Raw genomic sequence first — 20354 nt, forward strand, 5'->3', positions numbered from 1 at the left:
CGTCTCATGGCCGAGCCTCGTCCTGCCGACAGCGCGCTGACTGCCGACCCGGCGCCGTTCAAGCCTGCCGAGGTCTTGCGCATCCTCCGCTATGCCGGCTCGGCCCTGTACACCCAGGCCGGGCTGCACGCGCAGCTGCTCGAAGTGGAATGGGCCGAGGAAAAACAACGCCTGCTAGGCCTGCTGCTGGCCACGCTCCTGGGCTATGCCGGCCTGCTCGGCGTGCTGTGGTCGGCCGGCGCCCTGCTACTGGCGCTGAGCTGGAACACGCCCTACCGCGGCGCAGCCGCCCTGGGCCTGATCGCGATCAACGGCCTCTTGGCCCTCTGGGGCTGGCATCGCTTTCAGACCCTGGCAAGGCGCGGCAGCCAGAGCTTTGCCGCCAGCCGTGAAGAGCTGGCAGCCGATCTCGCCGCCCTGCGGAGCGGCCGTTGAGCCCGCTCCCGCCGTCCGCCGACGCGCCGACACTGGCCGAGCAACAGGCGGCCCTGCGTGCTCGTCTGCACCAGCAACGGCAAAAGATCCGAGCGCAGCTGGCGCCAAGCCGCGCGCTGACGCCGCTGTATCCGCGCAGCTTCACCATGCGCTTGCTGCTGCGAAGGCGGGCCTTGGTGGTAAGCCTGCTCAGCAGCGCCGGCGCGCTGCTCTTGGCTCGGCGGCTGCTGCGTGGCCTGGGTTTGACGCTGCTGCTGATCCGGCTGCTGCGCAGCCTATGGCTGAGCCGCGGCCAACTGCGGTCGACCCAGCCCAGCTTGGCGCTGACCGCTGCCGAGCGACTAGAGCAATACCAGCTTTTCGTCGGAAGCTCTGCGCGGGCCAACCCGCTCGCGGCCACTGTGCCGCCTCTCCAGCAGCGCTAGGCAGACGCGGCACGGCTTGTGGGTCGGCACAAAGCCGGCTGGCAACTCGCCAATGGCGCCCTTATCGCCAGGCCCGCAAACTGCGCCCAGCAGTACATACCTAGATAAGAAGAGCGCTGGAGGAGAAAGTCATGAGCATCACGACCGCGAGGTTCGTGCGGCGGAGCCGTACCCGCATTGTTTCGATGCTGCAGGCATCGGCCCTGAGCCTGCTCGCCGCCTGTGGCAACAGCAGCCCACGCGGCACACCGGGCGTCGACCCCAGCCGCGAAGTCGATGCCGCCTTCCTGCCCAGCGAGGCGCAGTTGCGTGGCTGGCAGGCGGAGATCGACGAGTTCAACGGCGGCTTCCGCCCGGCCGGCAGCATTCACGAGATCGCCTACGCCCAGCGGCTGGCCGGACAGTTGCGCGAGATGGGCGTGCCGGAAGTGAGCCTGGAGCCCTACACGGTCAGTCGCTGGAGTGCGAAAACCGCCCGCCTGGAGTTGCTGGATGGCGATAAGGGCGAGGACGTGCCGCTGGTGTCCTACATTCCCTTTTCCGGCAACACCGGCCCGGCAGGCCTGGAGGGCTCGTTGCTCTACCTGCCCGGTCTGGCGGCGGTGGACCTGAGCGAGGTGCTGGTGCAACTGCTCGCCAGCGGCGCCGCTACCGGCGGAGCCACCGATCTCTTGCGCAACCTCACCGAACTGCTGGGCGACACTACCAGTGGCCTGTCCTCGATCCTCGCGGTGGTCGCCGGCTTGGACGTACGCGGCAAGATCGTGGTCTACGACCTGCCGCGCCTGACCATCCCCATCGGCGTGCTCAGCAGCCTCGCGCTGCACATCACCGACGAGGCCGGCACCATGGGCTTCACCACGCCGTACTCGCGACCCTTCCTGGACATGGTGGTGGCGCAGGTGGTGACCACCGCGCTGAAGGCCGCGGGTGCTGCGGGCGCGGTCGGCATCATCGACTACCCGCGGGAGGCCGCACTAGGCTCCTACTACCCCTTCTTCGCGCGCTTTCTTCCGGCCTCACCGACGGTCTATCTGGACCGCGACGAGGGCCGCGCGCTCAAGCAGCGGCTGAGCAGCCAGCCGCTCTCGCCCCTGAAGGCCAGGCTGACACTGGATGCGCTGGAGGAGGAGGTCGAGGCCTATAACGTCGTCGCCCGCCTGCCCGGGGTGAGCCCGCTGGAGATTGTGCTCAGCTCGCACACCGACGGCACCAATTCCATCGAGGACAACGGCACCGCCGCCATCCTCGGGATGATGCGCTACTACACCCGGGTGCCGGCGACGCAGCGTCCGCGCAGCCTGCGGGTGGTGTTCAGCGGCGGCCACTTCGGCGGCGGCGGGCTCGCCAGCTATCTGGAAGCGCACCACGACGAGCTGCAGGCGCGAGTACTGGCGGCGGTCGAGATCGAGCATGTCGGCGCCCGCGAATGGCTGGAGGTGGTGCCCGGCGTGATGGCGCTGACCGGCCTCAACGAGCCGCAGGTGATCGTCAGCCCGCTCGGCGCGGTGTTCGAGCGCGAAAGCGCACTGCTCTCCAGCCAGATGGACCGCAGCATCGTGCTGCCGCCGGTGCTGCCGTTTGGCGAGGGCCAGGGCTACCGCAACGACACCGGGCTGCCGATGATCCAGTACATCACCGGACCGGTGTACCTGCTCAACTTCGGCATCCCCAAGGTCACCAGCGAGTACACCGATTACGCGCTGATGCACCGGCAGGTGCGCGCCTTCATCCGACTGGTGACCAACCTCGCAGCGGAACCGGCCGGGCAATTGCGGCCGGGCCTGGCGGAGACGTGATTCCACCCGACGTCATGTCGAAAACACCAGCAACTCGACAACCTGACTGGCCGTTATTAGTCTCGCAACAACAAGGCGTGTTTGGGGAAACCGCCGAGAAGAGAAACTAGGGAGGGGCTCATGGCGACGGAAAGTGAATCCGGCAGTCAGCGCGACGATGCTGTGTTGTGGGTTGTAATCGGCTTCTGCCTGCTCGTACCTGTGGTTCTGACCAGCCTTTGGGCTTACAGCAATCGGTTTTATCCACCGATGCTGTTGGCTGTTTTACTAGGGATCGCCATAGCCGCCCTAACCTATCGATATCTTGGAGGCACCACTGGTGCAAGTTTGTCTTTTGGCGCGATGAAACTTGCTGGGTCAGCGGCTCTTCTTTTGGGGACTGCTTATATGACGAACAGTGGCCTCTCCGCTCAGATGGAAGCGGAAAATCTCCCCAACAAACTAGCCACCCTGCGAGGGTTGCTTACAGACGAGATAGCAAAGAAAGAAGAGGCACATAAGAAAATCGCCTCCATGCAAGACCAGCTTGAGAGCGCACTCGCGAATAGAGCCGCCGTGTCGCTGAGCGAGATCGAAAAGTTGTCTCCCACTTCACTGCTCGGCTCCAGACTCGCCGAAATGGCAAGAAAGCGGCAAGGTCCGTTCTCTGAGGTAGAGAAGGTGCTGGATGTAAACGTCACTGTTATTGATGCGATCAAAGACAAGGACAGCTTCTCCGCTTGCTCCAATTTCGCCTTGGATGGCGAGGATGTGCGTCTTTCCAGAGAACTCAATGAAGAGCCGAAATCCATTCGAGCCAGACAAACCGGAACCATTGAATCTGTGGTCTGTGAACGTCGCCCACGAAAATTCGATCTTCAACTAAGTTGCGCGGCCGGGCACATCCTGTTCCCGGACCATATTGCCGGTTGCTCCGACAAGGGCGAAGTGAAGTGGAAAATTGCCAAGGGAACGCGTTACTTCCCTGTCAGTCTTGAAGTTCTGGCGCGCTAAAAAGCGCCCGTCTCTAACGTTCAGACGTACGCCACCTAAGCAGGCTGCGTGACTTCCTCCGGCGGCACGACTTCCCGGCGGCGGATCAGCTCGCGTACCGTCTCGGGAATCGGTGCCGGCTTCTGCTGACGGTAGTCGAACCAGACCAGGGTGCCGCGGGTGATCGCCACCAGCCGCTCGCCCTCGAACATCGCCGCCTCGGTATCCAGACTGCTGCGGCCCAGGCGGCTGATGCGCAGACCGATGTCGAGCGTCGCCGGGTAGCGCAGCTGCTGCACAAAATCGCAGCCGAGTTTCGCCAGGATGATGCCGGAGCCCTGCCAGAAGTCGGTCTGGATGGCGGCGATGGCGTCGAAATACTGCAGCCGCGCCTGCTCGTCGTAGGTGAAGAACTTGACGTTGTTGACGTGGCCCAGAGCGTCCATGTCACCCCAGCGCACCGCCAGTTGGACGCGGTGGCTGTAGTCGGCGAGGCTGGGCAGCGCGGGCTTCGCGCTCATGCCGCCGCGGCCGCCTGGACGCGCTCCCAGAGCGCCAGCTCCTTGCGATGACGGTAGAGGTTCCAGACGATGCCGGCGGCGCAGACCGCCAGGTGCGCGGCGCAGAAGAAATTCGCCTGTAGCGAAAAGTAGAAGGCGTACAGGCCGGCATACAGCAGCACGCCGGCGAACAGCACATGAAACAGCATCACCGGCGAGAAATAGCCCTTGAGCGATTGCCGGGCGATCACCGTCACCAGCAGCAGGCCATATGGGATGCCGGTGGCCGCCACGTAGCGATAGGTCGGCTGCGGCAGGAGGTCGATGTTGACCGCGAAGAAGTTGGGCATCCACCAGGCAAAAATGCCGAAGCAGGCCAACACATAGGCGAGAAGCACCACCGAACCCAGCAGACGATTCATGAGGAAACTGGCCTGGTTGCAGGGCTTGCGATTATAGCCAGCCGCTCGGCGGCGGCCGCGACGATGCGAGCTTTTCTCCCGGGGCTGGCGCCGCTCCACTCGGCGATCTCGCCGAGTTCGCGACCGCAGCCTATGCACAGCTGACCCTGCAGCTGGCAGACGCCGACACAGGGCGAGGCCGGCGCTTGCTGCGTGTTGGCGAGAGCAGTCGGCATGGAATCGGGAGGTCAAACAGCCTTGCAGTAAGATGGCTGCAGAATGCCACAAGCCCCGCGCGGATACCCGACCATCATGCCGGCCAATACCTCCGTCCATAGGTTCGCCACCCTGGTCCTGCTCCTGGGCTTGAGCGGCTGCGCCAGCCGGCAGGTCGCCGAGCAGCTGCCGTTCAGCGACTCGCTGAGCCAGGACTACGGCCTGAGCGAGCCGCACAAGCAGCGCCTGCAGTACTACGTCTCACGGCCGATCACGCTCGCCCGCAGTTCCGCCAGCGCGCAGCGCGGCATTGCCGCGGGCCGCCTGGTAGACCGCGGCCAGCGCCGGGTGCAGAAGCTGCATGTGCCGGCCAATGCCCCGGGCGTGGTGGTGGGCTCCGGCAGTCACTGGCTGGCGGTGAGCTTCGAGGCGGGCAGCTATCTCTACTTCGTCTCCGACCAGCCGGCGCTCGAATCACCCTACCGCAGCGAGAGCCGCGAACCGGGTCGCTATTACCTGTATGCGCCGGACTGGGACGGCCGCTCCGGTACGGTGAAAGTCGGCGACATCAGCTATCAGGCGCTGGACCAGAGCATGGACGCCTATCTGCTGGTGGACCGCGAGTCTCTCTACGAGACCGACAGCCAGGGCCGGGTGCTCTCGGGGCGGCTGCTGGAGCGCGACTAGCGCGTAGCACCGGGCAGTAAAAAGCCGCCTGAACCGGTTTCGGTTCAGGCGGCTTTTTGTTGCCTTGCGGCCAGAGCAGCTTAGCGGCGGATCACCCGGAACTGCACCGAACGGTTGGCGCGACGGCCGTCTTCGGTCTCGTTGCTGGCCACCGGCTTGAATTCACCGATCGACAGGGTGGTCAGGCGCGCGGCTTCGGCGCCCTTGGCCAGCAGGTACTGGCGTACCGCCTCGGCGCGCTGGGCGCCGAGCACGATGTTGTAGGCCTCGGTGCCACGGTTGTCGGTGCGGCCTTCGATCTCCACGCGCAGCGAGGGATCGGAAGCCAGCAGCGCCGCGACGTTGTCGAGCTTGGTCTTGGAGGCCTCGTCGATCTCGAAGGAGTTCAGCTCGAAGCTGACCGCCTGCGGCTCGCCGATCGGCACCACCGGGTCGGCCGGAGCCGGCACCGGCTCGGCGACCGCCGGGCAACCGACGGCATTGACCAGGGCACCCGGCTCGCTGGCCGGGCACTGATCGACGCCATCGGCAACGCCGTCATGGTCGGAGTCGGAGGCGCAGTCGCTACGGCCAGTGGCCGGGTCGACCACCGACAGCTGGCAGGCTTCCACCGGCTGCGGCGCCGTGGCCGGCGCTTCCGAGCCAGCGGTGGCCAGCATCAGCGGCACCTGCAGACCGAGCAGCAGGCGGTAGTCGATCAGGTAGTCCTGATCCGGCACGGATTCATCGTTGATCTGGCTCAGCACGCGGGCTTCGGTGCGCACGGCCAGGCCGTACCAGGGCAGACCGATGAGGGTGCCAGCACCGATATCGACACCGACATGGGTGTGCTTCTCACCGAGCACGTCTTCCTGCACGCCGCCCAGACCGGCGAGCACGAAGGGCTTCAGCGCGAAGCCCTTGTCGCTCCAGCCATAGGTGCCGAGGTCGTGCACGTAGTTGACCAGCAGCGAGGTCTGGTAGTCGCTCTTGCCGTCGATACCGCGGTCGCGGCCAACATCGTAGAAGGAGACTTCGACCGCGCCGTTCTTGATCGGCAGCGGCACGCCGAAGCTGAGCTGGTAGCCCAGGCCGGTATCGGCATCACGGCTGCTGTCGCTGATTTCGGCGGCGACCGAGGCGGCGGCGTAGTTGCCGCTGGTGCCGTCGGCATTGACGGCCAGCGCCGGCGCCGAGCAGCTCAGGGCAAACAGAGCAGCCCAGGCGGAGGCTTGGTGAGTGTTGCGCATGAAAATACCCCTTGGATCGGTCTATTTTTGGAAGTGGTCAGGACGCGGGAGACGGGCCGTCCGGCAAAGCTACCGAACTGTAACCTCCGGTCTGGGGCCAGGCAACGGAGGAGTAAGAAATTTCACACAAGATTCAAGCAAGTGCGCGTGCACACTCGGTGACCAGCGCCGGCCCGCGGTAGATGAAGCCGGTGTAGACCTGCACCAGATCGGCACCGGCGGCACGACGCGCCAGGGCGTCGTCGCCGGAGTCGATGCCGCCGACGCCGATCAGGGGGAAGTCCGCCCCGGCGGCGGCACGCAGCTGGCGCAGCACCTGTTCGGCGCGCAGGCGCAGCGGCGCGCCCGAGAGGCCACCCGCCTCCGCCGCATGGCGATGGCCGGCCACCCCACTGCGCGACAGCGTGGTGTTGGTGGCGATCAAGCCGTCCATGCCGTGCTTGCGGACCAGCTCGACCATGCCCGGCAGCTGCTCGTCGGCGACATCGGGGGCGATCTTCACCAGCACCGGCGCCTGCCGGCCCTCGGCCTCGGCCAGCTCGCGGCGGGCGCCGGCGATCGCCGACAGCAGGCCGTCGAGCGCGGCGTCGTTCTGCAGCTCACGCAGGTTCTTGGTGTTGGGGCTGGAGATGTTCACCGTGATGTAGTCGGCGTGACGGTGCAGGCGGCGCAGGCAGAGCAGGTAGTCGTCGGCGGCGCGCTCGATCGGCGTCACCGCGTTCTTGCCGATATTGATGCCGAGCACGCCGGAATAGTCGCGGCGGGTTTCCTCCAGCTTTTGCGCCAGCGCCTCCATGCCGAGGTTGTTGAAACCCAGGCGGTTGATCAGGGCGCCGTGCTCGGGCAGGCGGAACATGCGCGGCCGTGGATTGCCCGGCTGCGCTCGCGGAGTCACCGTGCCGACTTCGACAAAGCCGAAGCCGAAGCGCTCCCAGGCGGCGAGGCAGAGCCCGTTCTTGTCGAGACCGGCGGCGAGACCGACGCGGTTGGGAAACCGCAGGCCCAGCACTTGCGCCGGCGCGTCCACCCTACGCTCCCCCATCCCCAGTCCAGCCAGCCGGGGTGCGTGCTGCAAGAGCTCCAGCGTCAGTTCGTGGGCACGCTCGGCATCGAGCGCGAACAAGGCGGGGCGGACCAGGTGATACAGCATGGGCGGGTGCGGGAGTCGGTGGATGGGGAGCGAAGGATGCGGCCCACGCAGCCTGGGCCAGCAATCGGTGCGATCAGGATAGTGCCGGCGCGGTCCGCGCCAGCCGCCGCGCTGGCGGCGGCGGCGCGATGCGCAGGCGCAGGAACTTCGGCAGCGGCAGGCTCTGCGCCAGCTTGCTGCGGATGGTGGCGATTTCGCGGTGGAAGACATCCTGGGTAGCGGTCAGCGGCAGCCGCGCCAGCGACCAGCCAAGATCGCGCAGCAGCAGGCGCTTGGGATCGCCCTCGTAGAGCGAACCAAAGCTACCGGCGGCGGCGAACAGCGCCCGCGACAGGTGCAGATAGTCCTTCTGCACCACCAGGCCGACCTGCTGGGTGTTGCTCATCAGCTGCAGCACGGTCTGTCCACGCGCATGCAGACCGGCCAGGCCGCCACGCCGCAGCTGGCGGATGAAATTGCGGCGGGTCAGCGGCTGCACGCCCTTCTTCGCCAGGGTTTCGCTCAGCATCGCCTCGATCTCGGCGCGGCGGCCGGCGTTTTCCTGCGGCTGGGTGCTGATGCGGATCATCGCGTCGGCGAGCAGCTTCACGTCGGCCAGCATGGCGCCGGCCAGGTAGTCCCAGACCAGGGACCATTTGCCGTCCAGCGGCACCACATTGCCCCAGTCGATCAGGTAGAGGGCGCCGTCGGTGCCGATCATCACATTGCCGGGATGCAGGTCGCCGTGCATCTCGCGGTAGATCACGATGTGGTGCAGCACGGTGTAGAGCAGGCGCTCGGTCACCTGGCTCTGGAACTGCCGGCGCTGCGAGCGCGGCATCTGCGCCAGCGCGCGATTGAGGCCGCTGGCGTCGGCGAGGTATTCCATCTCCAGGATGCGGCGGGCGTGGCCGTAGAGCTGCGGCACCCGCCACACCTGCGAGCGCTGGGCGCGCTCGTGGAACCGCAGGTGGTGGCGCGCCTCGGAGTCGAAATCGATCTCCTCCATGAAGCCGGCGACGAATTCGTCGGCCTGCTCCTGCAAGGCGCGCAAAAACGGCGCGAGCTTGGAATGCGGCGCCCAGTACTGGCTGGACATGATGGCGAGCCCGATCACCAGCTTGCCGATCACGAACTCGCGGTCAATGTTGTGGCGACCGACCTTGATGACCACCGGCCGCAGCACCTCGACGCCGTTCTCGACGAAGGGCTTCTTGGCGAAATAGACGCTGCCGATCGAGCCGGACTTCACCGGCCGCTCGGCGTCGAAGTCCATGTAGAGCTTGTCCGGCGGCTTGCCGAAGCACTCGATGAAGGCCTGATTGACCTCCTCGGCGCTCATTGCCGGCACGTCCTCGTGGAATACCGCCAGCTCCCTGGCAATCTCCTCGGGCAGGAAGTCGGCGTTGGCGGCGGCGACCTGGGCCATCTTGATGAAGAACGGCCCGAACTCACGCACCATCTGCGCGACGATCTCGGCCTGGGCGGTGAAGTCCTTGGGATCGGCGGCGAAGAAGGGCTTGATGTAGCGGATCGCGCGGATCTGGCGGCGGACGATGGCGATGTCGTTGCGCACCAGCGTGGCGCGGCGCAGCACCTCGCGCAACTGCCACTCGTTGAAGCGGCGCCCAGCCTTCAGGAGGTTCACCACCTCGGTGAGCAAGGGCTCGTAGGTCTTCAGGACCAGCCGCACCATGTCCAGCGACAGCTCGCCCAGACCTTTCAGCTCCGGCGCCCGGAACAGCTCCTCGAAGAAGTTCCAGAACTCCTGGACCAGCGCCTCCGGCACCGGTACCGGCGAACGCTGCAACGACTGGTCCACCACAAACCGGATGAGATTCTCGGTGGACTGCTCGTTGGGAATCAGCCCGCGCGAGCGCAGCCGCTCGGTGAGATGGCGCGACTGGTGGACGATGGGGTGTTCGTAGAGCTTCTCGAACAGCGCGTCGATGGCCTCCGCCAGCTGTGCCGAGGTGACATCGTCGGCCGAGGCCAGTAGGCGCCCCAGCGGCACGAAGCCGCGCGAGACCTGGACGGTGGAAACCGTCAGCGAACCCAGTTCACGCAGCAGGCTGCGCGGCCCGGCGGCGGCACGCAGGCGTTCTGCCTCGTCCTGCAGCTCGGTCACGGCGGCAGGAAATGCCCCAGCCGCTTGCGCTTGGTGGCGAGATAGGCCGCGTTGTGCGGATTCTCCCCCACCTGCAGCGGCACCCGGTCCACCACCTCGATGCCGTCGGCGGCCAGCGAGGCCACCTTGCGCGGATTGTTGGTCAAGAGGCGCAGCCGGCAGACCCCCATCTCGCAGAGCAGGGCCACCGCCAGCCGGTAGTCGCGGGCGTCGTCGGGGAAGCCCAGCTGGTGATTGGCGTCGACGGTATCGACACCCTGATCCTGCAAGGCATAGGCGCGGATCTTGTTGCCCAGGCCGATGCCCCGCCCTTCCTGGCGCAGGTAGAGGATGGCGCCGCGACCCTCGACGGCGATGCGGTGCATCGCCTCCTGCAACTGCGGGCCGCAGTCGCAGCGCAGCGAGCCGAGCGCATCGCCGGTAAGGCATTCGCTGTGGATGCGCACCAAGGGCGGCGGCTCGGCCTTGAGATCGCCGAGCGAGAGCACCATGTGCTCCTTGCCGTCTTCAGCCCGGAACACGGTCATGGTGAAGGTCGCCTCGGCGGTCGGCAGCTTGGCCGAGGCGATCTTCTCCAGCGGTGGCACGGAAGCGTCCGCCAAGTGCTTACGCCCCCATCCAGTTCTGGCCGCAAACGCGCAGGGTGCGGCCGTTGATGCCGGCCGCCAGCGGCGAGGCCAGGAAGGTCACCGCCTCGGCGATGTCCTGCGGTAGGCCGCCCTGGGCCAGCGAGTTGATGCGGCGGCCGACCTCGCGGTTGGCGGCCGGCATGGCGGCGGTCATCTGGGTTTCGATGAAGCCCGGAGCGACGGCATTGATCGCCATGCCCCGCTTCGCGAGTACCGCCGACAGCGCCTCGGCATAGCCGATCACGCCGGCCTTGGTGGCGGCGTAGTTGGTCTGGCCGGCGTTGCCGCCGATACCGCCGATAGAGCTGATGCAGACCAGACGCGCCTGATCCTTGAGCGCGCCCTGCAGCAGGCGGTCGTTGATGCGCAGGATCGCGCCGAGGTTGATGTCCAGCACCATGTCCCAGAGATGCGGCGCCATGTTGCGCAGCATCTTGTCGCGGGTGACGCCGGCGTTGTGGACGACGATGTCGGCACCGCCGAAGCGGCTCATCAGCTCGCTGGCCAGGCGCTCCGGCGCGCTCGGGTCGGTGACGTCCAGCGCCAGGCCGACGCCATTGAGCGGCGCCAGGGTGGCGCCGAGCGCGCCTTCCTCGGCCGGGCGGTCCATGCCGACCACGGTGGCGCCTTCGCGCGCCAGCACCTGGGCGATGGCCGCACCGATGCCGCGCGCCGCACCGGTGACCACCGCCACCTTGCCGGCCAGCGAGGCCTCGGGACTGGCGATGGCCTTCACACCCTTGGGCGCGCCGTCGACGGCCAGCACCTGGCCGGTGACATAGGCGGAATTGACGCCGGTGAAGAAGGCCAGCGCGCCCTTCACCCAGGCGTCGCCGTTCTTGCCCAGCACCAGCAGATTGGCGGTGGAGCCGTTCTTGCCGATTTCCTTGGCCAGCGAGCGCACGAAGCCGGTCAGCGCCATCGAGGCGGTGGCGCCCTCGACGCTGCCGGTATCGGCCGGCGCGCGCGCCAGCACCACCACCCGGCTGTGCTTGGGCAGGCGGCGCAGGCGCGGCTGGAACAGCTCGTAGACCTGCTTGAGGCTGGCGGCACCAGAAACACCGGTGGCGTCGAAGACGATGACCGGAGCCACCGGCTCGCTGTCGCCGCCTTCGCTCTTCAGCGCGATGCCGGCCTTCTGCGCCGCCGCCTTGAGCGGGGCCAGGCCCGGGTGCGCGGGCGCGATCTGCACCGTCGCACCCAGCTCGACCAGGGCGGTCAGAACCTGGTCGGTGGCCGTGGCGTTGGCGTCGGCCGCCAGCAAGGCGGTGGCGCCCGCCAGCGGTTGGGCGGCATAGCCGGCAGTAGCGCGCTTCAGGCGCACCGGCATGGGCAGACCCAGCGAGCTGGCAATGCTCTTGCCGAAGGGGGAGTTGATGAAGTCGAGGTAGCGGTCCTGCATGTCGGCCTGATCGGAAGAGGGCAAAGGGGCGCGTATTATGCCGCCCGCACCGGCAAGGCACCTTGACCGCAACGACGCGAGCACTCTGCTATGCGGCGGTTTACATGACTAGAATACGGCGGCTGACGATCAACAGCCGGCGGCACTTATAGCAATACATACCGGATCGCAAACAACGTCTTAAGAGGGGAGTTTTGGAATGAGCAGCCGTTTTCTGCCGCTGGCCGGCATCACCTTGGTACTCGCCATCGGCAGCTATTTTGCCCTGGGCCTGATCTTCCCCCATCAGAAGGAAGCTCCGCCGGCCACCGGCATCCAGGCCGAACAGGTGCTCAGCGCCGGCCTGAATGAAAGCGAGGCCGCCGCCATCGCCGACAGCGCCGCCCCCAGCCAGGCGCCGACGCCGAGCGAAGAAGTCGCCACCACGGCGGCCACTGAGGAAAGCAGCACAGCGACCGCCGCCGAAGCCAGCGCCGAGAGTTCGGCCCCCGAAGCGCCGACTGAGCCGGTCGTCAGCGAGCCGGTCAGCACCGAGACCGCGACCAGCGAGCCGGCCCCGGCTCCCGAGCCAGCCCCGGCTGCGACCAGCAGCAGCGCCCCGGCCACTACTCTCAGCCGCGACGAGCTGGCGCGCATCGTCGCCGAGGCCGCTGCCAAGGCCGCCGCGGAAACCGCCAAGTCCATCGCCGAACAGGCCGCGCGCGACGCGGCCCAGCGCTGATCGCGGCCCGGTCGGTTCGCATCCCAGCACGCCCAGACCATGAACCAGAATTCACAGACCAATCTCACCATTGGCATTCTCGTCGCCACCTTGGTGGCGGCCGGCGGCACTTACTTCGCCTTCGATTTCCTCACTGGCGACAAGAGCAAGCCCCAGGCCCAGGCCGAAACCAGCACCACCGCCCCGGAAGCAGCCGCCACTGCCGACACCACCAGCCTTGAGGGCAGCGCCAGCGAAGACCCGATTGCCGCCGCCACCGCCGCCGCAGTGGCAGCCGTCGGTGAGGGCTCGGCCGGTGCCGGACTCAGTGAGGCCGAGGCCCGGCGCATCGGCGAGGAGGTGGCGCGTCAGGTGGCCGCCCAGGTGGCCCAGGCCATCGTCGACCAGCAGCTTTCCAAGGCCCCGGTCAGCAGCACGACCGGCGGCCTGAGCGCCGAGGAAGCCCGTCGCATCGGTGAAGAAGAAGGCCGCCGGGTCGCACAGGAAGTCGTGCAAACCGCCCTCGCCGCCCAGTCCGGCAAATCGAGCGGTGGCCTGAGTGCCGCCGAAGCCGAGGAGATCGGCTACGCCGCTGGCCGCCGCGCCGCGCAGCAGGTGGCCGCCAGCACTGCCCGCCGCGTGGTGCGTGACGAGTTCGGGGGCCAGGTGGCGAGCAGCAGCCACGCCCCGGCGGCGGCGGCAGCCGAGCCGATGGTGGCCAATGCCGAGGAAGCCACGCCCGCTGCTCGCCCGACGACGCCGCGTGCGAAGCCGGCCAAGACCGCGCCCAAGGCCGTCGTCGCCGCCTCCGATGCCCTCAAGGCCTGGTGGCCGGCGCCGACTGGCAGCTTTGGCCTGGTCTACGCCGGCCAACCCAAGGGCGAGGCAGCGATTGCCCTGCTGTTTTCCGGTCAGCCGGCCGAGGGGGCCCTGAACCAGTCGGTGAAGGTCTACGACCGGCATGGCGAGCTGGTCAGCGGCAGCTGGGAAGCCGCCGCCAATCCGCGCCTGGCGATCTTCCGCGGCCTCAAGCCGGGGCGCTACACCGTGGTCGTGGATGCGAACCTCGCCGACGCCCAGGGCCAGAGCCTGGGCCAGAGCCTGCACGGCCCGGTCTATGTGATTTGATCCGGGCGCCGTTCGCGGCGTCCGCCTTGATGCCCCACCGGCCGCTGTCGCGGCCGGTTTCTTTTTCGCCCCCAGGAAAGAGGAGTTTCCGATGAGCACCCAGCTATTCAATCTCAGCGGCAAGGTCGCGCTGATCACCGGCGCCTCGCGCGGCATTGGCGCCGCCACCGCCCGCTTGCTCGCCGAGCAGGGCGCCCATGTGGTGATCTCCAGCCGCAAGCAGGCTGACCTCGACGTAATCGCCGACCAGATCATCGCCAGCGGCGGCCAGGCCACCGCCATTGCCGCCCACCAGGGCGAGTCGGCGGCACTCAAGCACCTGATCACCGAGATCGAGCAGCGCTTCGGCAAGCTCGACATCCTGGTCAACAACGCCGCCACCAATCCCTACTTCGGCCATGTCACCGATACCGGCATGGACATGGTGGAAAAAACCCTGCAAGTGAACATCAAGGGCTATTTCGAGCTCTCCTCGCTGGCCGCTAAGCTGATGAAGAAGGGCGGTGGTGGTGCGATCGTCAACATCGCCAGCGTCAACGGCATCAAGCCGGGCATGTTCCAGGCGATCTATTCCATCACCAAGGCCGGCGTCATCAACATGACCCAGGCCTTCGCCAAGGAATGCGCACCCTGGGGCATCCGCTGCAATGCCGTGCTGCCCGGCCTCACCGACACCAAGTTCGCCTCGGCGCTGACCAAGAACGACCAGATCCTGAAAACCGTGCTGCCGCAGATTCCGCTGCAGCGCATGGCGCAGCCGGAAGAGATCGCGCCCGGCATCCTGTTCCTGGTCAGCCCGGCCAGCAGCTATGTCACCGGCACCACGCTGACCATCGACGGCGGCATGATCGGCTGCGGCGGCCTGTAGAGATGGGTTTCGACGCCGGTCGCGACGGCCTGCGTAGCGCGCGGCTGCAATTGCGCCGCTTTGACCTGGCCGACCTGCCGCTGCTGCAAAGGCTGAACTCCGACCCCGAGGTGATGCGCTATCTCGGCGGTCCGGAGGCGGCGGAAGACACCCGCAACATGCTGGAGAGCCGCATCCTCAGCTACTACGAGGAGCAACCCGGCCTCGGTGTCTGGGCCAGCATCGAGCGGCAGAGCGGAGAGTGCATCGGCTTTCACCTGCTCAACCACATCCGTGGCGAGACGCTGATCCAGGTCGGCTACCGTCTGTTCCCACAGTACTGGGGCAGCGGCTACGCCACCGAGATGAGCCTGACGCTGCTGCGCTATGGCTACACCCAACTCGGCCTGCCCAGCCTCTGCGCGATCACCCATCCGGACAACGCCGGCTCGCAACGCGTGCTGTTGAAAAGCGGCCTGGAGCGACAGGGCGAGCGCGCTTTCAGCCACCCGGCCTACGCACCCTATGGCGCCATGCCGTTCTTTCAGCGCAGCGCCGAAGACTGGCTGCGCGCGGCTCCCACGACCTGATCGCGCGCGGCTAGCCGCCATTACCACCGATTCAGGTCTGTGCCGGCCCAAACAAAAAAGCGAGCGACAACCCATGAGGGTCATCGCTCGCTTCGAGCCTGCTTCGCGGAACGGATCTGCAATCCGCCCCGCGACCCGATGGCGGATTACTCCGCGCGGGCGCTCAGCTTTTCCTTGATGCGGGCAGCCTTGCCGGCCAGATCGCGGAGGTAGTAGAGCTTGGCGCGGCGGACGTCGCCACGGCGCTTCACGGCGATCTCGGCAACCTGCGGGCTGTAGGTCTGGAAGGTGCGCTCGACGCCTTCGCCGTGGGCGACCTTGCGCACGGTGAACGCGGAGTTCAGGCCGCGGTTGCGGACCGCGATCACCACGCCTTCATAGGCCTGGAGACGCTCACGGTCGCCTTCCTTGACCTTGACCTTGACCTCGATGGTGTCGCCGGGGCCGAATTCGGGAATCTTCTTGGCCTGGGCGGCGATCGCCTCGGCTTCCAGCTGCTGAATCAAGTTCATGGTTAAAACCTCTTTAAAAACGTACTGCGCTATTTATCAGGCCACTGCGAGGCGTACTCAGAGAGATACTCCCGCAGCAACATATGGTGTGCCGCCTTCAACTCCAACCCGGCCAATAAATCCGGCCGCTTCAACCAGGTTTGACCCAATGCGTTTGCCAGCCTCCACTGCGCAATCGCCTTGTGATCTCCTGACAACAACACGTCCGGCACCGGCATCCCACGCCAGTTGACCGGCCGCGTGTAGTGCGGGTGGTCGAGATGCCCGGCGCTGAAGGAGTCGCTGACCGCCGACTCCGCATCACCGAGTACGCCCGGCAGCAGACGCGTCACCGCGTCCACCATCGCCATCACGGCAATTTCGCCACCGGAGAGCACGAAGTCGCCCAGGGACAACTCCGCCGTCACCTCGCTCGCCAGAAAGCGTTCATCCATGCCTTCGTAGCGACCGCATACCACAATCCATGCTGGCTCCTTGGCCAGCCGCTCCGCCCATCGCTGGTCGAAACGTTCACCCTGCGGCGACATCACCAGGACCGGCGCTCCCGCACCGCACTCCTGTCGAGCCGCCGCCACCGCCTGGGCCAGCGGCTCGGGCTGCATCACCATGCCCGGACCACCGCCAAACGGTCGCTCATCGACGCGGTTCCAGCGATTGCCGCTGAAATCGCGCAACTGCCGCGTGACCAGGGTCAGCGCGCCAGATTCCGCCGCGATGCGTGGGATCCCGACGCTGGTGAGCTGCTCCACCAGTTCTGGGAACAGCGTCAGCACTTCGACCCGCACCGCCTTACATCCTCACCAGTCGGGCTGCCAGTGCGCGACGATCTCGTTTGCTTCCAGGCTCACCGATTCGATGATCGGGCCTCTGACGAACGGGATCAGCCTCCGCATCGGCTCACCGGCTTCATCCAATACCGCCGCGTCGCGCACCACCAGCACATCCTGCGCGCCGTTGCTGGTCACCGACTCGACCACGCCGAGCGGCTCGCCAGCGACCGACTTGACGGAGAGCCCCACCAGGTCGATCAGATACACTTCGCCGGGTTTGGTGGGCGGCAGTGCCGAACGCGGCACCGCGATCTCCAAACCCACCATGCGGGCGGCGCTGTCGCGATCTTCGATGGCGCTGCCGTCCGGCCTGGACAGCTGGGCTACCAGACCGGCGCCATGGACCCGCCCTTCCAGCAACTTCGCTTCGTAGCCTTCCGTGGAACCCGGGCGGCTGAGCCACCAGTGGGGATAGCGGAGGATTCCGTCGGCAGGCCGGGTGGAGGAAACCAGCTTCACCCAGCCCTTGATGCCGTAGACACCGGCGATGCGCCCCAGCGTCACCCGCTTTTCAGCGCGGGGCGCTTCGGCGCTCATCGTCTTAGGCCGCAGCGACTTCCGCCTTGGGGGCGGACTTGACCAGAAACGCCACGCGCTCGGAGATCTGGGCGCCGTTCTTGGCCCAGCCTTCGATCTTGGCGAGGTCAAGCTTGAGCTTGACTTCCTGGCCGCGGGCGCTGGGGTTGTAGTAGCCCAGACGCTCGATGAACTTGCCATCGCGCGAGCTGCGGCTGTCGGTGGCAACGACGTTGTAGTACGGGGCCTTCTTGGCGCCGGACCGGGCGAGACGAATCTTGACCATGCTGTTTTTCCTGCCTGTGACGGTTATCTGGACCGGGACGGACCAGCATCAGCACTGGCTCCCGGCCCAAAAAAGGTCGCGTAGTTTAACGACTTTCTGCCGAAAATAAAGCCAGAACCGCTATTTAGCGCAACTGCCCCTACTCTCCGGCGGTGCCTTCGGTCGGCGGCTCGCTGGCGTTGCCGCCTTCGGCCTCCGCTTCCGGCTCGAAGCGGTCGACGCCGACGATGCGATCGCCCGGCTCCGGACGCATGATCCGCACGCCCTGGGTGTTGCGACCGGCCACCCGCACCTCGTGCGAGCGGGTGCGGATCAGGTTGCCGCCCTCGGTGATGAGCATCAGCTCGTGACGGTCGTTGACGGCAATGGCTGCGACCAGATCGCCGGTCTTGTCGGTGACCGCCTGAGCGATCACACCCATGCCGCCACGACCACGCACCGGGAATTGCTCGATCGGCGTGCGCTTGCCATAGCCCTGCTCGGTGATGCTGAGAATGTCCACCCCGGCCTCGAGCACGATCATGCTGATGATGCAGGCGGCGGCCGGCAGCAGGGCACTGCCCTCCTCGCCCGCCTCCTCCGCCGACTCACCCGCTTCGTCCTCCGCCGCCTCGGCGACCCGCACCAGGCGCATGCCGCGCACACCGGTGGCGCCGCGCCCCATCGGCCGGACATGGCTTTCGTTGAAGCGGATGACCCGGCCGGCGTCGCTGAACAGCAGCACATCGTCGCTGCCGGTGGTCAGCGCCACCGAGATCAGCTCGTCGTCGGCGCGCAGGTCGACCGCGATCAGGCCGTTGGAGCGGATGTTGGCGTAGGCGGCGAGCGCGGTCTTCTTCACCGTGCCGCGGCGGGTGACCATGAAGATGAAGGGGCCGGTTTCGGAGGCCTCGCTCTGTTCCGCGCCGAAGGACTTGATCGGCAACACCGCATTGATCTTCTCGCCCTCTTCCAGCGGCAGCAGGTTGTTGAACGGGCGGCCACGGCCGCCGCGCGAGCCTTCCGGCAGCTCGAACACCCGCAGCTTGTAGACCTTGCCGTGGCTGCTGAAGCACAGCAGGGTGTCGTGGGTGTGGCTGACCCAGAGCTTTTCCAGGAAGTCCTCGTCCTTGGTGGTGGCGGCGATCTTGCCGCGGCCGCCACGGCGCTGGGCCTGGTACTCGTTCAGGGCCACGGTCTTGACGTAGCCGGCGTGCGAGAGCGTCACCACCATGTCCTGCGGCTGCACCAGATCTTCGTGCGCCATGTTCAGCGCGGCGCCGGTGATCTCGGTGCGGCGGTTGTCGCCGAAGTTGTCGCGAATATCGACGAGTTCGTCTCGCACCACCGACAGCAGCCGGGTTTCGCTGCCGAGAATGTCGAGCAGGTCGATGATCTTGGCGATATAGCCCTTGAACTCCTCGCGGATGGCGTCCTGCTCCAGGCCGGTGAGCTTCTGCAGGCGCATTTCCAGAATGGCGGTGGCCTGCGCCTCGCTGAGCTTGTAGCCAGTGCCGTCCTCGGTCAGGCCTAAGCCCGCCGGCAGGTCCACCGGCCGGGTGCTGGCGAGATCGACCCGCTCCAGCATCGCGTTCACCAGGCCGGGATTCCAGGCCTTTTCCATCAGGCCGAGCTTGGCGGCGGCGGTGTTGGCGCTGCGCTTGATCAGCTCGATCATCTCGTCGATGTTGGCCAGCGCGATCGCCAGGCCCTCGGCGATGTGCGCCTTCTTGCGCGCCTCCTGCAGGCGGTAGCGGCTGCGGCGGGTGACCACCTCGCGGCGGTGACGCAGGAAGATGTCGAGCAGCGCCTTCAGGCCCAGACGCTTGGGCTGGCCGTTGTCCAGCGCCACCATGTTCAGCGAGAACGCGGTCTGCATCTGGGTGAGCTGGAACAGATTGTTCAGCACCACCTCGGCGTTCTCGTCGCGCTTGAGCTCGATCACCAAGCGCATGCCGTCCTTGTCGGACTCATCGCGGATGCCGCTGATGCCCTCCAGCCGCTTCTCCTTGACCAGCTCGGCCATCGTCTCCTGCAGCGTCTTCTTGTTGACCTGGTAGGGCAGCTCGGTGACGACGATGGACTGCCGGTTCTGGCCGTACTCCTCGAAATGGGTGCGCGAGCGCAGCACGATGCGGCCGCGGCCGGTCTCGTAGGCGTTGACCAGTTCGTGGGCGTCGAGCAAAAGGCCGGCGGTGGGAAAGTCGGGCGCCGGAATCAGCTTCATCAGGCCGGCCAGATCCAGCGCCGGGTTCTCGATCAGCGCCAGGCAGCCTTCGATGATCTCGGTGAGATTGTGCGGCGGGATGTTGGTGGCCATGCCCACCGCGATGCCGGAGGAACCGTTCACCAGCAGGTTGGGGATCTTGGCCGGCAGCACCACCGGCTCGTGCTCGGAGCCGTCGTAGTTGTCCTGGAAGTCCACGGTGTCTTCGCCGATGTCGGCGACCATCTCGTGGGCAATCTTGGCCATGCGGATTTCGGTGTAGCGCATGGCGGCGGGGTTATCGCCGTCGATGGAACCGAAATTGCCCTGACCGTCGACCAGCGGGTAGCGCAGCGAGAACGGCTGGGCCATGCGGACGATGGAGTCATAGATCGCCGAGTCGCCATGCGGGTGGTACTTACCCATGACGTCGCCGACGATACGCGCCGATTTCTTGAACGGCTTGTTGTAGTCGTTGTTCTGCTCCTTCATGCCCCAGAGGATGCGGCGGTGCACCGGCTTCAGGCCGTCACGGGCATCCGGCAGGGCGCGACCGACGATCACGCTCATGGCGTAATCGAGGTAGCTGCGCCGCATCTCGTCTTCGAGATTGATATGCAAAACTTCTTTGGCGAAATCCGTCATGTTGCGCACCAGCAAGCGTGATTTTTTCGGGGCTTCTGCACAGGCGTTTTTTTGATCGTTTCCGGTGCCCTGCAAAAGACGTCGAAGTGTAACACGCCAGAGGCGGTAAGACCTTGACCGCACTTGGATTTAGCAGCCATTTACGGGCCTGCCAAGAGAGCCT

At 66.5% G+C, this 20354-nt stretch carries 22 protein-coding genes; 9 read left to right on the plus strand and 13 right to left on the minus strand.

The features are described from left to right. Positions 1-6: 6 nt before the first annotated feature. The 4 genes from AC3WT6_RS14720 (at position 7) to AC3WT6_RS14735 (ending at position 3652) form a co-directional block, all read left to right on the plus strand. Positions 7-435 (plus strand): phage holin family protein, encoded by a 429-nt coding sequence (locus tag AC3WT6_RS14720; protein WP_492654355.1) that lies wholly within the window; start codon positions 7-9, stop codon positions 433-435. Beyond that, positions 432-860 (plus strand): hypothetical protein, encoded by a 429-nt coding sequence (locus AC3WT6_RS14725; RefSeq protein WP_492654356.1) that lies wholly within the window; start codon positions 432-434, stop codon positions 858-860. The genes AC3WT6_RS14720 and AC3WT6_RS14725 overlap by 4 nt, the downstream gene beginning before the upstream one ends. A gap of 131 nt (positions 861-991) precedes the next feature. After that, positions 992-2659 carry a hypothetical protein gene (locus AC3WT6_RS14730; protein ID WP_492654357.1) on the plus strand — a complete coding sequence of 556 codons (1668 nt, stop codon included), beginning with the start codon at positions 992-994 and terminating at the stop codon, positions 2657-2659. Positions 2660-2779: 120 nt separating this feature from the next. Continuing rightward, on the plus strand, positions 2780-3652 hold the full coding sequence (locus tag AC3WT6_RS14735) for a hypothetical protein (RefSeq protein ID WP_492654358.1): 873 nt from the start codon (positions 2780-2782) through the stop codon (positions 3650-3652). 35 nt (positions 3653-3687) lie between these two features. Here the strand turns inward: AC3WT6_RS14735 and AC3WT6_RS14740 are convergent, their stop codons facing one another. From AC3WT6_RS14740 to AC3WT6_RS14750, 3 genes are read right to left on the minus strand one after another with little or no spacing between them, the layout of a single operon-like run. Further along, complete coding sequence (locus tag AC3WT6_RS14740; protein WP_492654359.1) at positions 3688-4152, minus strand: acyl-CoA thioesterase; 465 nt, start codon at positions 4150-4152, stop codon at positions 3688-3690. Then, complete coding sequence (locus tag AC3WT6_RS14745; protein ID WP_492654360.1) at positions 4149-4553, minus strand: hypothetical protein; 405 nt, start codon at positions 4551-4553, stop codon at positions 4149-4151. Before AC3WT6_RS14745 ends, AC3WT6_RS14740 begins: the two co-directional genes overlap by 4 nt. Beyond that, a complete protein-coding gene (locus tag AC3WT6_RS14750; RefSeq protein WP_492654361.1) occupies positions 4550-4768 on the minus strand; it encodes a DUF1289 domain-containing protein in 219 nt (72 codons plus the stop codon). Before AC3WT6_RS14750 ends, AC3WT6_RS14745 begins: the two co-directional genes overlap by 4 nt. A 76-nt stretch (positions 4769-4844) precedes the next feature. Between AC3WT6_RS14750 and AC3WT6_RS14755 the strand changes: the two genes are divergently transcribed. Further along, positions 4845-5435, plus strand: coding sequence for a hypothetical protein (locus tag AC3WT6_RS14755; RefSeq protein ID WP_492654362.1), 591 nt, complete (start codon positions 4845-4847; stop codon positions 5433-5435). A gap of 80 nt (positions 5436-5515) precedes the next feature. Here the strand turns inward: AC3WT6_RS14755 and AC3WT6_RS14760 are convergent, their stop codons facing one another. The 5 genes from AC3WT6_RS14760 to AC3WT6_RS14780 form a co-directional block, all read right to left on the minus strand. Further along, positions 5516-6664, minus strand: coding sequence for an OmpA family protein (locus AC3WT6_RS14760; RefSeq protein ID WP_492654363.1), 1149 nt, complete (start codon positions 6662-6664; stop codon positions 5516-5518). Between the two features lie 133 nt (positions 6665-6797). After that, entirely contained in the window at positions 6798-7814 is a 1017-nt protein-coding gene (locus AC3WT6_RS14765; protein WP_492654364.1) for a quinone-dependent dihydroorotate dehydrogenase, read from the minus strand. A gap of 73 nt (positions 7815-7887) precedes the next feature. Then, positions 7888-9921: an AarF/UbiB family protein gene (locus tag AC3WT6_RS14770; protein WP_492654365.1), complete on the minus strand. Its 2034-nt coding sequence runs from the start codon at positions 9919-9921 to the stop codon at positions 7888-7890. Next, positions 9918-10523 (minus strand): GTP cyclohydrolase II, encoded by a 606-nt coding sequence (ribA, locus tag AC3WT6_RS14775; protein ID WP_492654366.1) that lies wholly within the window; start codon positions 10521-10523, stop codon positions 9918-9920. The genes AC3WT6_RS14770 and ribA overlap by 4 nt, the downstream gene beginning before the upstream one ends. Before the next feature lie 4 nt (positions 10524-10527). Beyond that, the gene (locus AC3WT6_RS14780; protein WP_492654367.1) at positions 10528-11976 is read right to left on the minus strand and encodes a 3-oxoacyl-ACP reductase; all 1449 of its coding nucleotides are present in this window, start codon (positions 11974-11976) and stop codon (positions 10528-10530) included. A gap of 175 nt (positions 11977-12151) precedes the next feature. Here AC3WT6_RS14780 and AC3WT6_RS14785 point away from each other — a divergent pair, with 175 nt between their 5' ends. The 4 genes from AC3WT6_RS14785 to AC3WT6_RS14800 all read left to right on the plus strand — a co-directional run bounded on the left by AC3WT6_RS14785 (position 12152) and on the right by AC3WT6_RS14800 (position 15217). Beyond that, a complete protein-coding gene (locus AC3WT6_RS14785; protein ID WP_492654368.1) occupies positions 12152-12673 on the plus strand; it encodes a hypothetical protein in 522 nt (173 codons plus the stop codon). A gap of 39 nt (positions 12674-12712) precedes the next feature. After that, on the plus strand, positions 12713-13780 hold the full coding sequence (locus AC3WT6_RS14790) for a hypothetical protein (RefSeq protein ID WP_492654369.1): 1068 nt from the start codon (positions 12713-12715) through the stop codon (positions 13778-13780). A gap of 91 nt (positions 13781-13871) precedes the next feature. After that, a complete protein-coding gene (locus tag AC3WT6_RS14795) occupies positions 13872-14648 on the plus strand; it encodes an SDR family oxidoreductase (protein WP_492654370.1) in 777 nt (258 codons plus the stop codon). 2 nt (positions 14649-14650) lie between these two features. Further along, positions 14651-15217: a GNAT family N-acetyltransferase gene (locus AC3WT6_RS14800; RefSeq protein WP_492654371.1), complete on the plus strand. Its 567-nt coding sequence runs from the start codon at positions 14651-14653 to the stop codon at positions 15215-15217. A gap of 146 nt (positions 15218-15363) precedes the next feature. On the opposite strand, the gene rplS is transcribed toward AC3WT6_RS14800, so the two are convergent. From rplS to gyrA, 5 genes are all read right to left on the minus strand, one after another. Beyond that, on the minus strand, positions 15364-15729 hold the full coding sequence (gene rplS, locus AC3WT6_RS14805; protein ID WP_123211508.1) for a 50S ribosomal protein L19: 366 nt from the start codon (positions 15727-15729) through the stop codon (positions 15364-15366). Positions 15730-15758: 29 nt separating this feature from the next. Next, positions 15759-16514 carry a tRNA (guanosine(37)-N1)-methyltransferase TrmD gene (trmD, locus tag AC3WT6_RS14810; RefSeq protein ID WP_492654372.1) on the minus strand — a complete coding sequence of 252 codons (756 nt, stop codon included), beginning with the start codon at positions 16512-16514 and terminating at the stop codon, positions 15759-15761. A 12-nt stretch (positions 16515-16526) separates the two neighbouring features. Continuing rightward, entirely contained in the window at positions 16527-17096 is a 570-nt protein-coding gene (gene rimM / locus AC3WT6_RS14815) for a ribosome maturation factor RimM (protein WP_492654373.1), read from the minus strand. A gap of 4 nt (positions 17097-17100) precedes the next feature. Next, on the minus strand, positions 17101-17361 hold the full coding sequence (gene rpsP, locus AC3WT6_RS14820; RefSeq protein WP_492654374.1) for a 30S ribosomal protein S16: 261 nt from the start codon (positions 17359-17361) through the stop codon (positions 17101-17103). A 139-nt stretch (positions 17362-17500) separates the two neighbouring features. After that, complete coding sequence (gyrA, locus tag AC3WT6_RS14825) at positions 17501-20191, minus strand: DNA gyrase subunit A (protein WP_492654375.1); 2691 nt, start codon at positions 20189-20191, stop codon at positions 17501-17503. Between the last annotated feature and the right edge of the window lie 163 nt (positions 20192-20354).

It is taken from the genome of Stagnimonas sp. FW305-C-60, from assembly GCF_058782965.1.

Bases quoted from the DNA above. Each gene is read 5' to 3' on its own strand.
- rplS (WP_123211508.1), bottom strand. From the start codon at position 15,729: ATGAACTTGATTCAGCAGCTGGAAGCCGAGGCGATCGCCGCCCAGGCC.
- AC3WT6_RS14720 (WP_492654355.1), top strand. From the start codon at position 7: ATGGCCGAGCCTCGTCCTGCCGACAGCGCGCTGACTGCCGACCCGGCG.
- AC3WT6_RS14735 (WP_492654358.1), top strand. From the start codon at position 2,780: ATGGCGACGGAAAGTGAATCCGGCAGTCAGCGCGACGATGCTGTGTTG.
- AC3WT6_RS14755 (WP_492654362.1), top strand. From the start codon at position 4,845: ATGCCGGCCAATACCTCCGTCCATAGGTTCGCCACCCTGGTCCTGCTC.
- AC3WT6_RS14800 (WP_492654371.1), top strand. From the start codon at position 14,651: ATGGGTTTCGACGCCGGTCGCGACGGCCTGCGTAGCGCGCGGCTGCAA.
- AC3WT6_RS14785 (WP_492654368.1), top strand. From the start codon at position 12,152: ATGAGCAGCCGTTTTCTGCCGCTGGCCGGCATCACCTTGGTACTCGCC.
- rimM (WP_492654373.1), bottom strand. From the start codon at position 17,096: ATGAGCGCCGAAGCGCCCCGCGCTGAAAAGCGGGTGACGCTGGGGCGC.
- AC3WT6_RS14730 (WP_492654357.1), top strand. From the start codon at position 992: ATGAGCATCACGACCGCGAGGTTCGTGCGGCGGAGCCGTACCCGCATT.
- AC3WT6_RS14750 (WP_492654361.1), bottom strand. From the start codon at position 4,768: ATGCCGACTGCTCTCGCCAACACGCAGCAAGCGCCGGCCTCGCCCTGT.
- AC3WT6_RS14745 (WP_492654360.1), bottom strand. From the start codon at position 4,553: ATGAATCGTCTGCTGGGTTCGGTGGTGCTTCTCGCCTATGTGTTGGCC.
- AC3WT6_RS14790 (WP_492654369.1), top strand. From the start codon at position 12,713: ATGAACCAGAATTCACAGACCAATCTCACCATTGGCATTCTCGTCGCC.
- AC3WT6_RS14765 (WP_492654364.1), bottom strand. From the start codon at position 7,814: ATGCTGTATCACCTGGTCCGCCCCGCCTTGTTCGCGCTCGATGCCGAG.
- gyrA (WP_492654375.1), bottom strand. From the start codon at position 20,191: ATGACGGATTTCGCCAAAGAAGTTTTGCATATCAATCTCGAAGACGAG.
- AC3WT6_RS14740 (WP_492654359.1), bottom strand. From the start codon at position 4,152: ATGAGCGCGAAGCCCGCGCTGCCCAGCCTCGCCGACTACAGCCACCGC.
- AC3WT6_RS14795 (WP_492654370.1), top strand. From the start codon at position 13,872: ATGAGCACCCAGCTATTCAATCTCAGCGGCAAGGTCGCGCTGATCACC.
- AC3WT6_RS14760 (WP_492654363.1), bottom strand. From the start codon at position 6,664: ATGCGCAACACTCACCAAGCCTCCGCCTGGGCTGCTCTGTTTGCCCTG.
- rpsP (WP_492654374.1), bottom strand. From the start codon at position 17,361: ATGGTCAAGATTCGTCTCGCCCGGTCCGGCGCCAAGAAGGCCCCGTAC.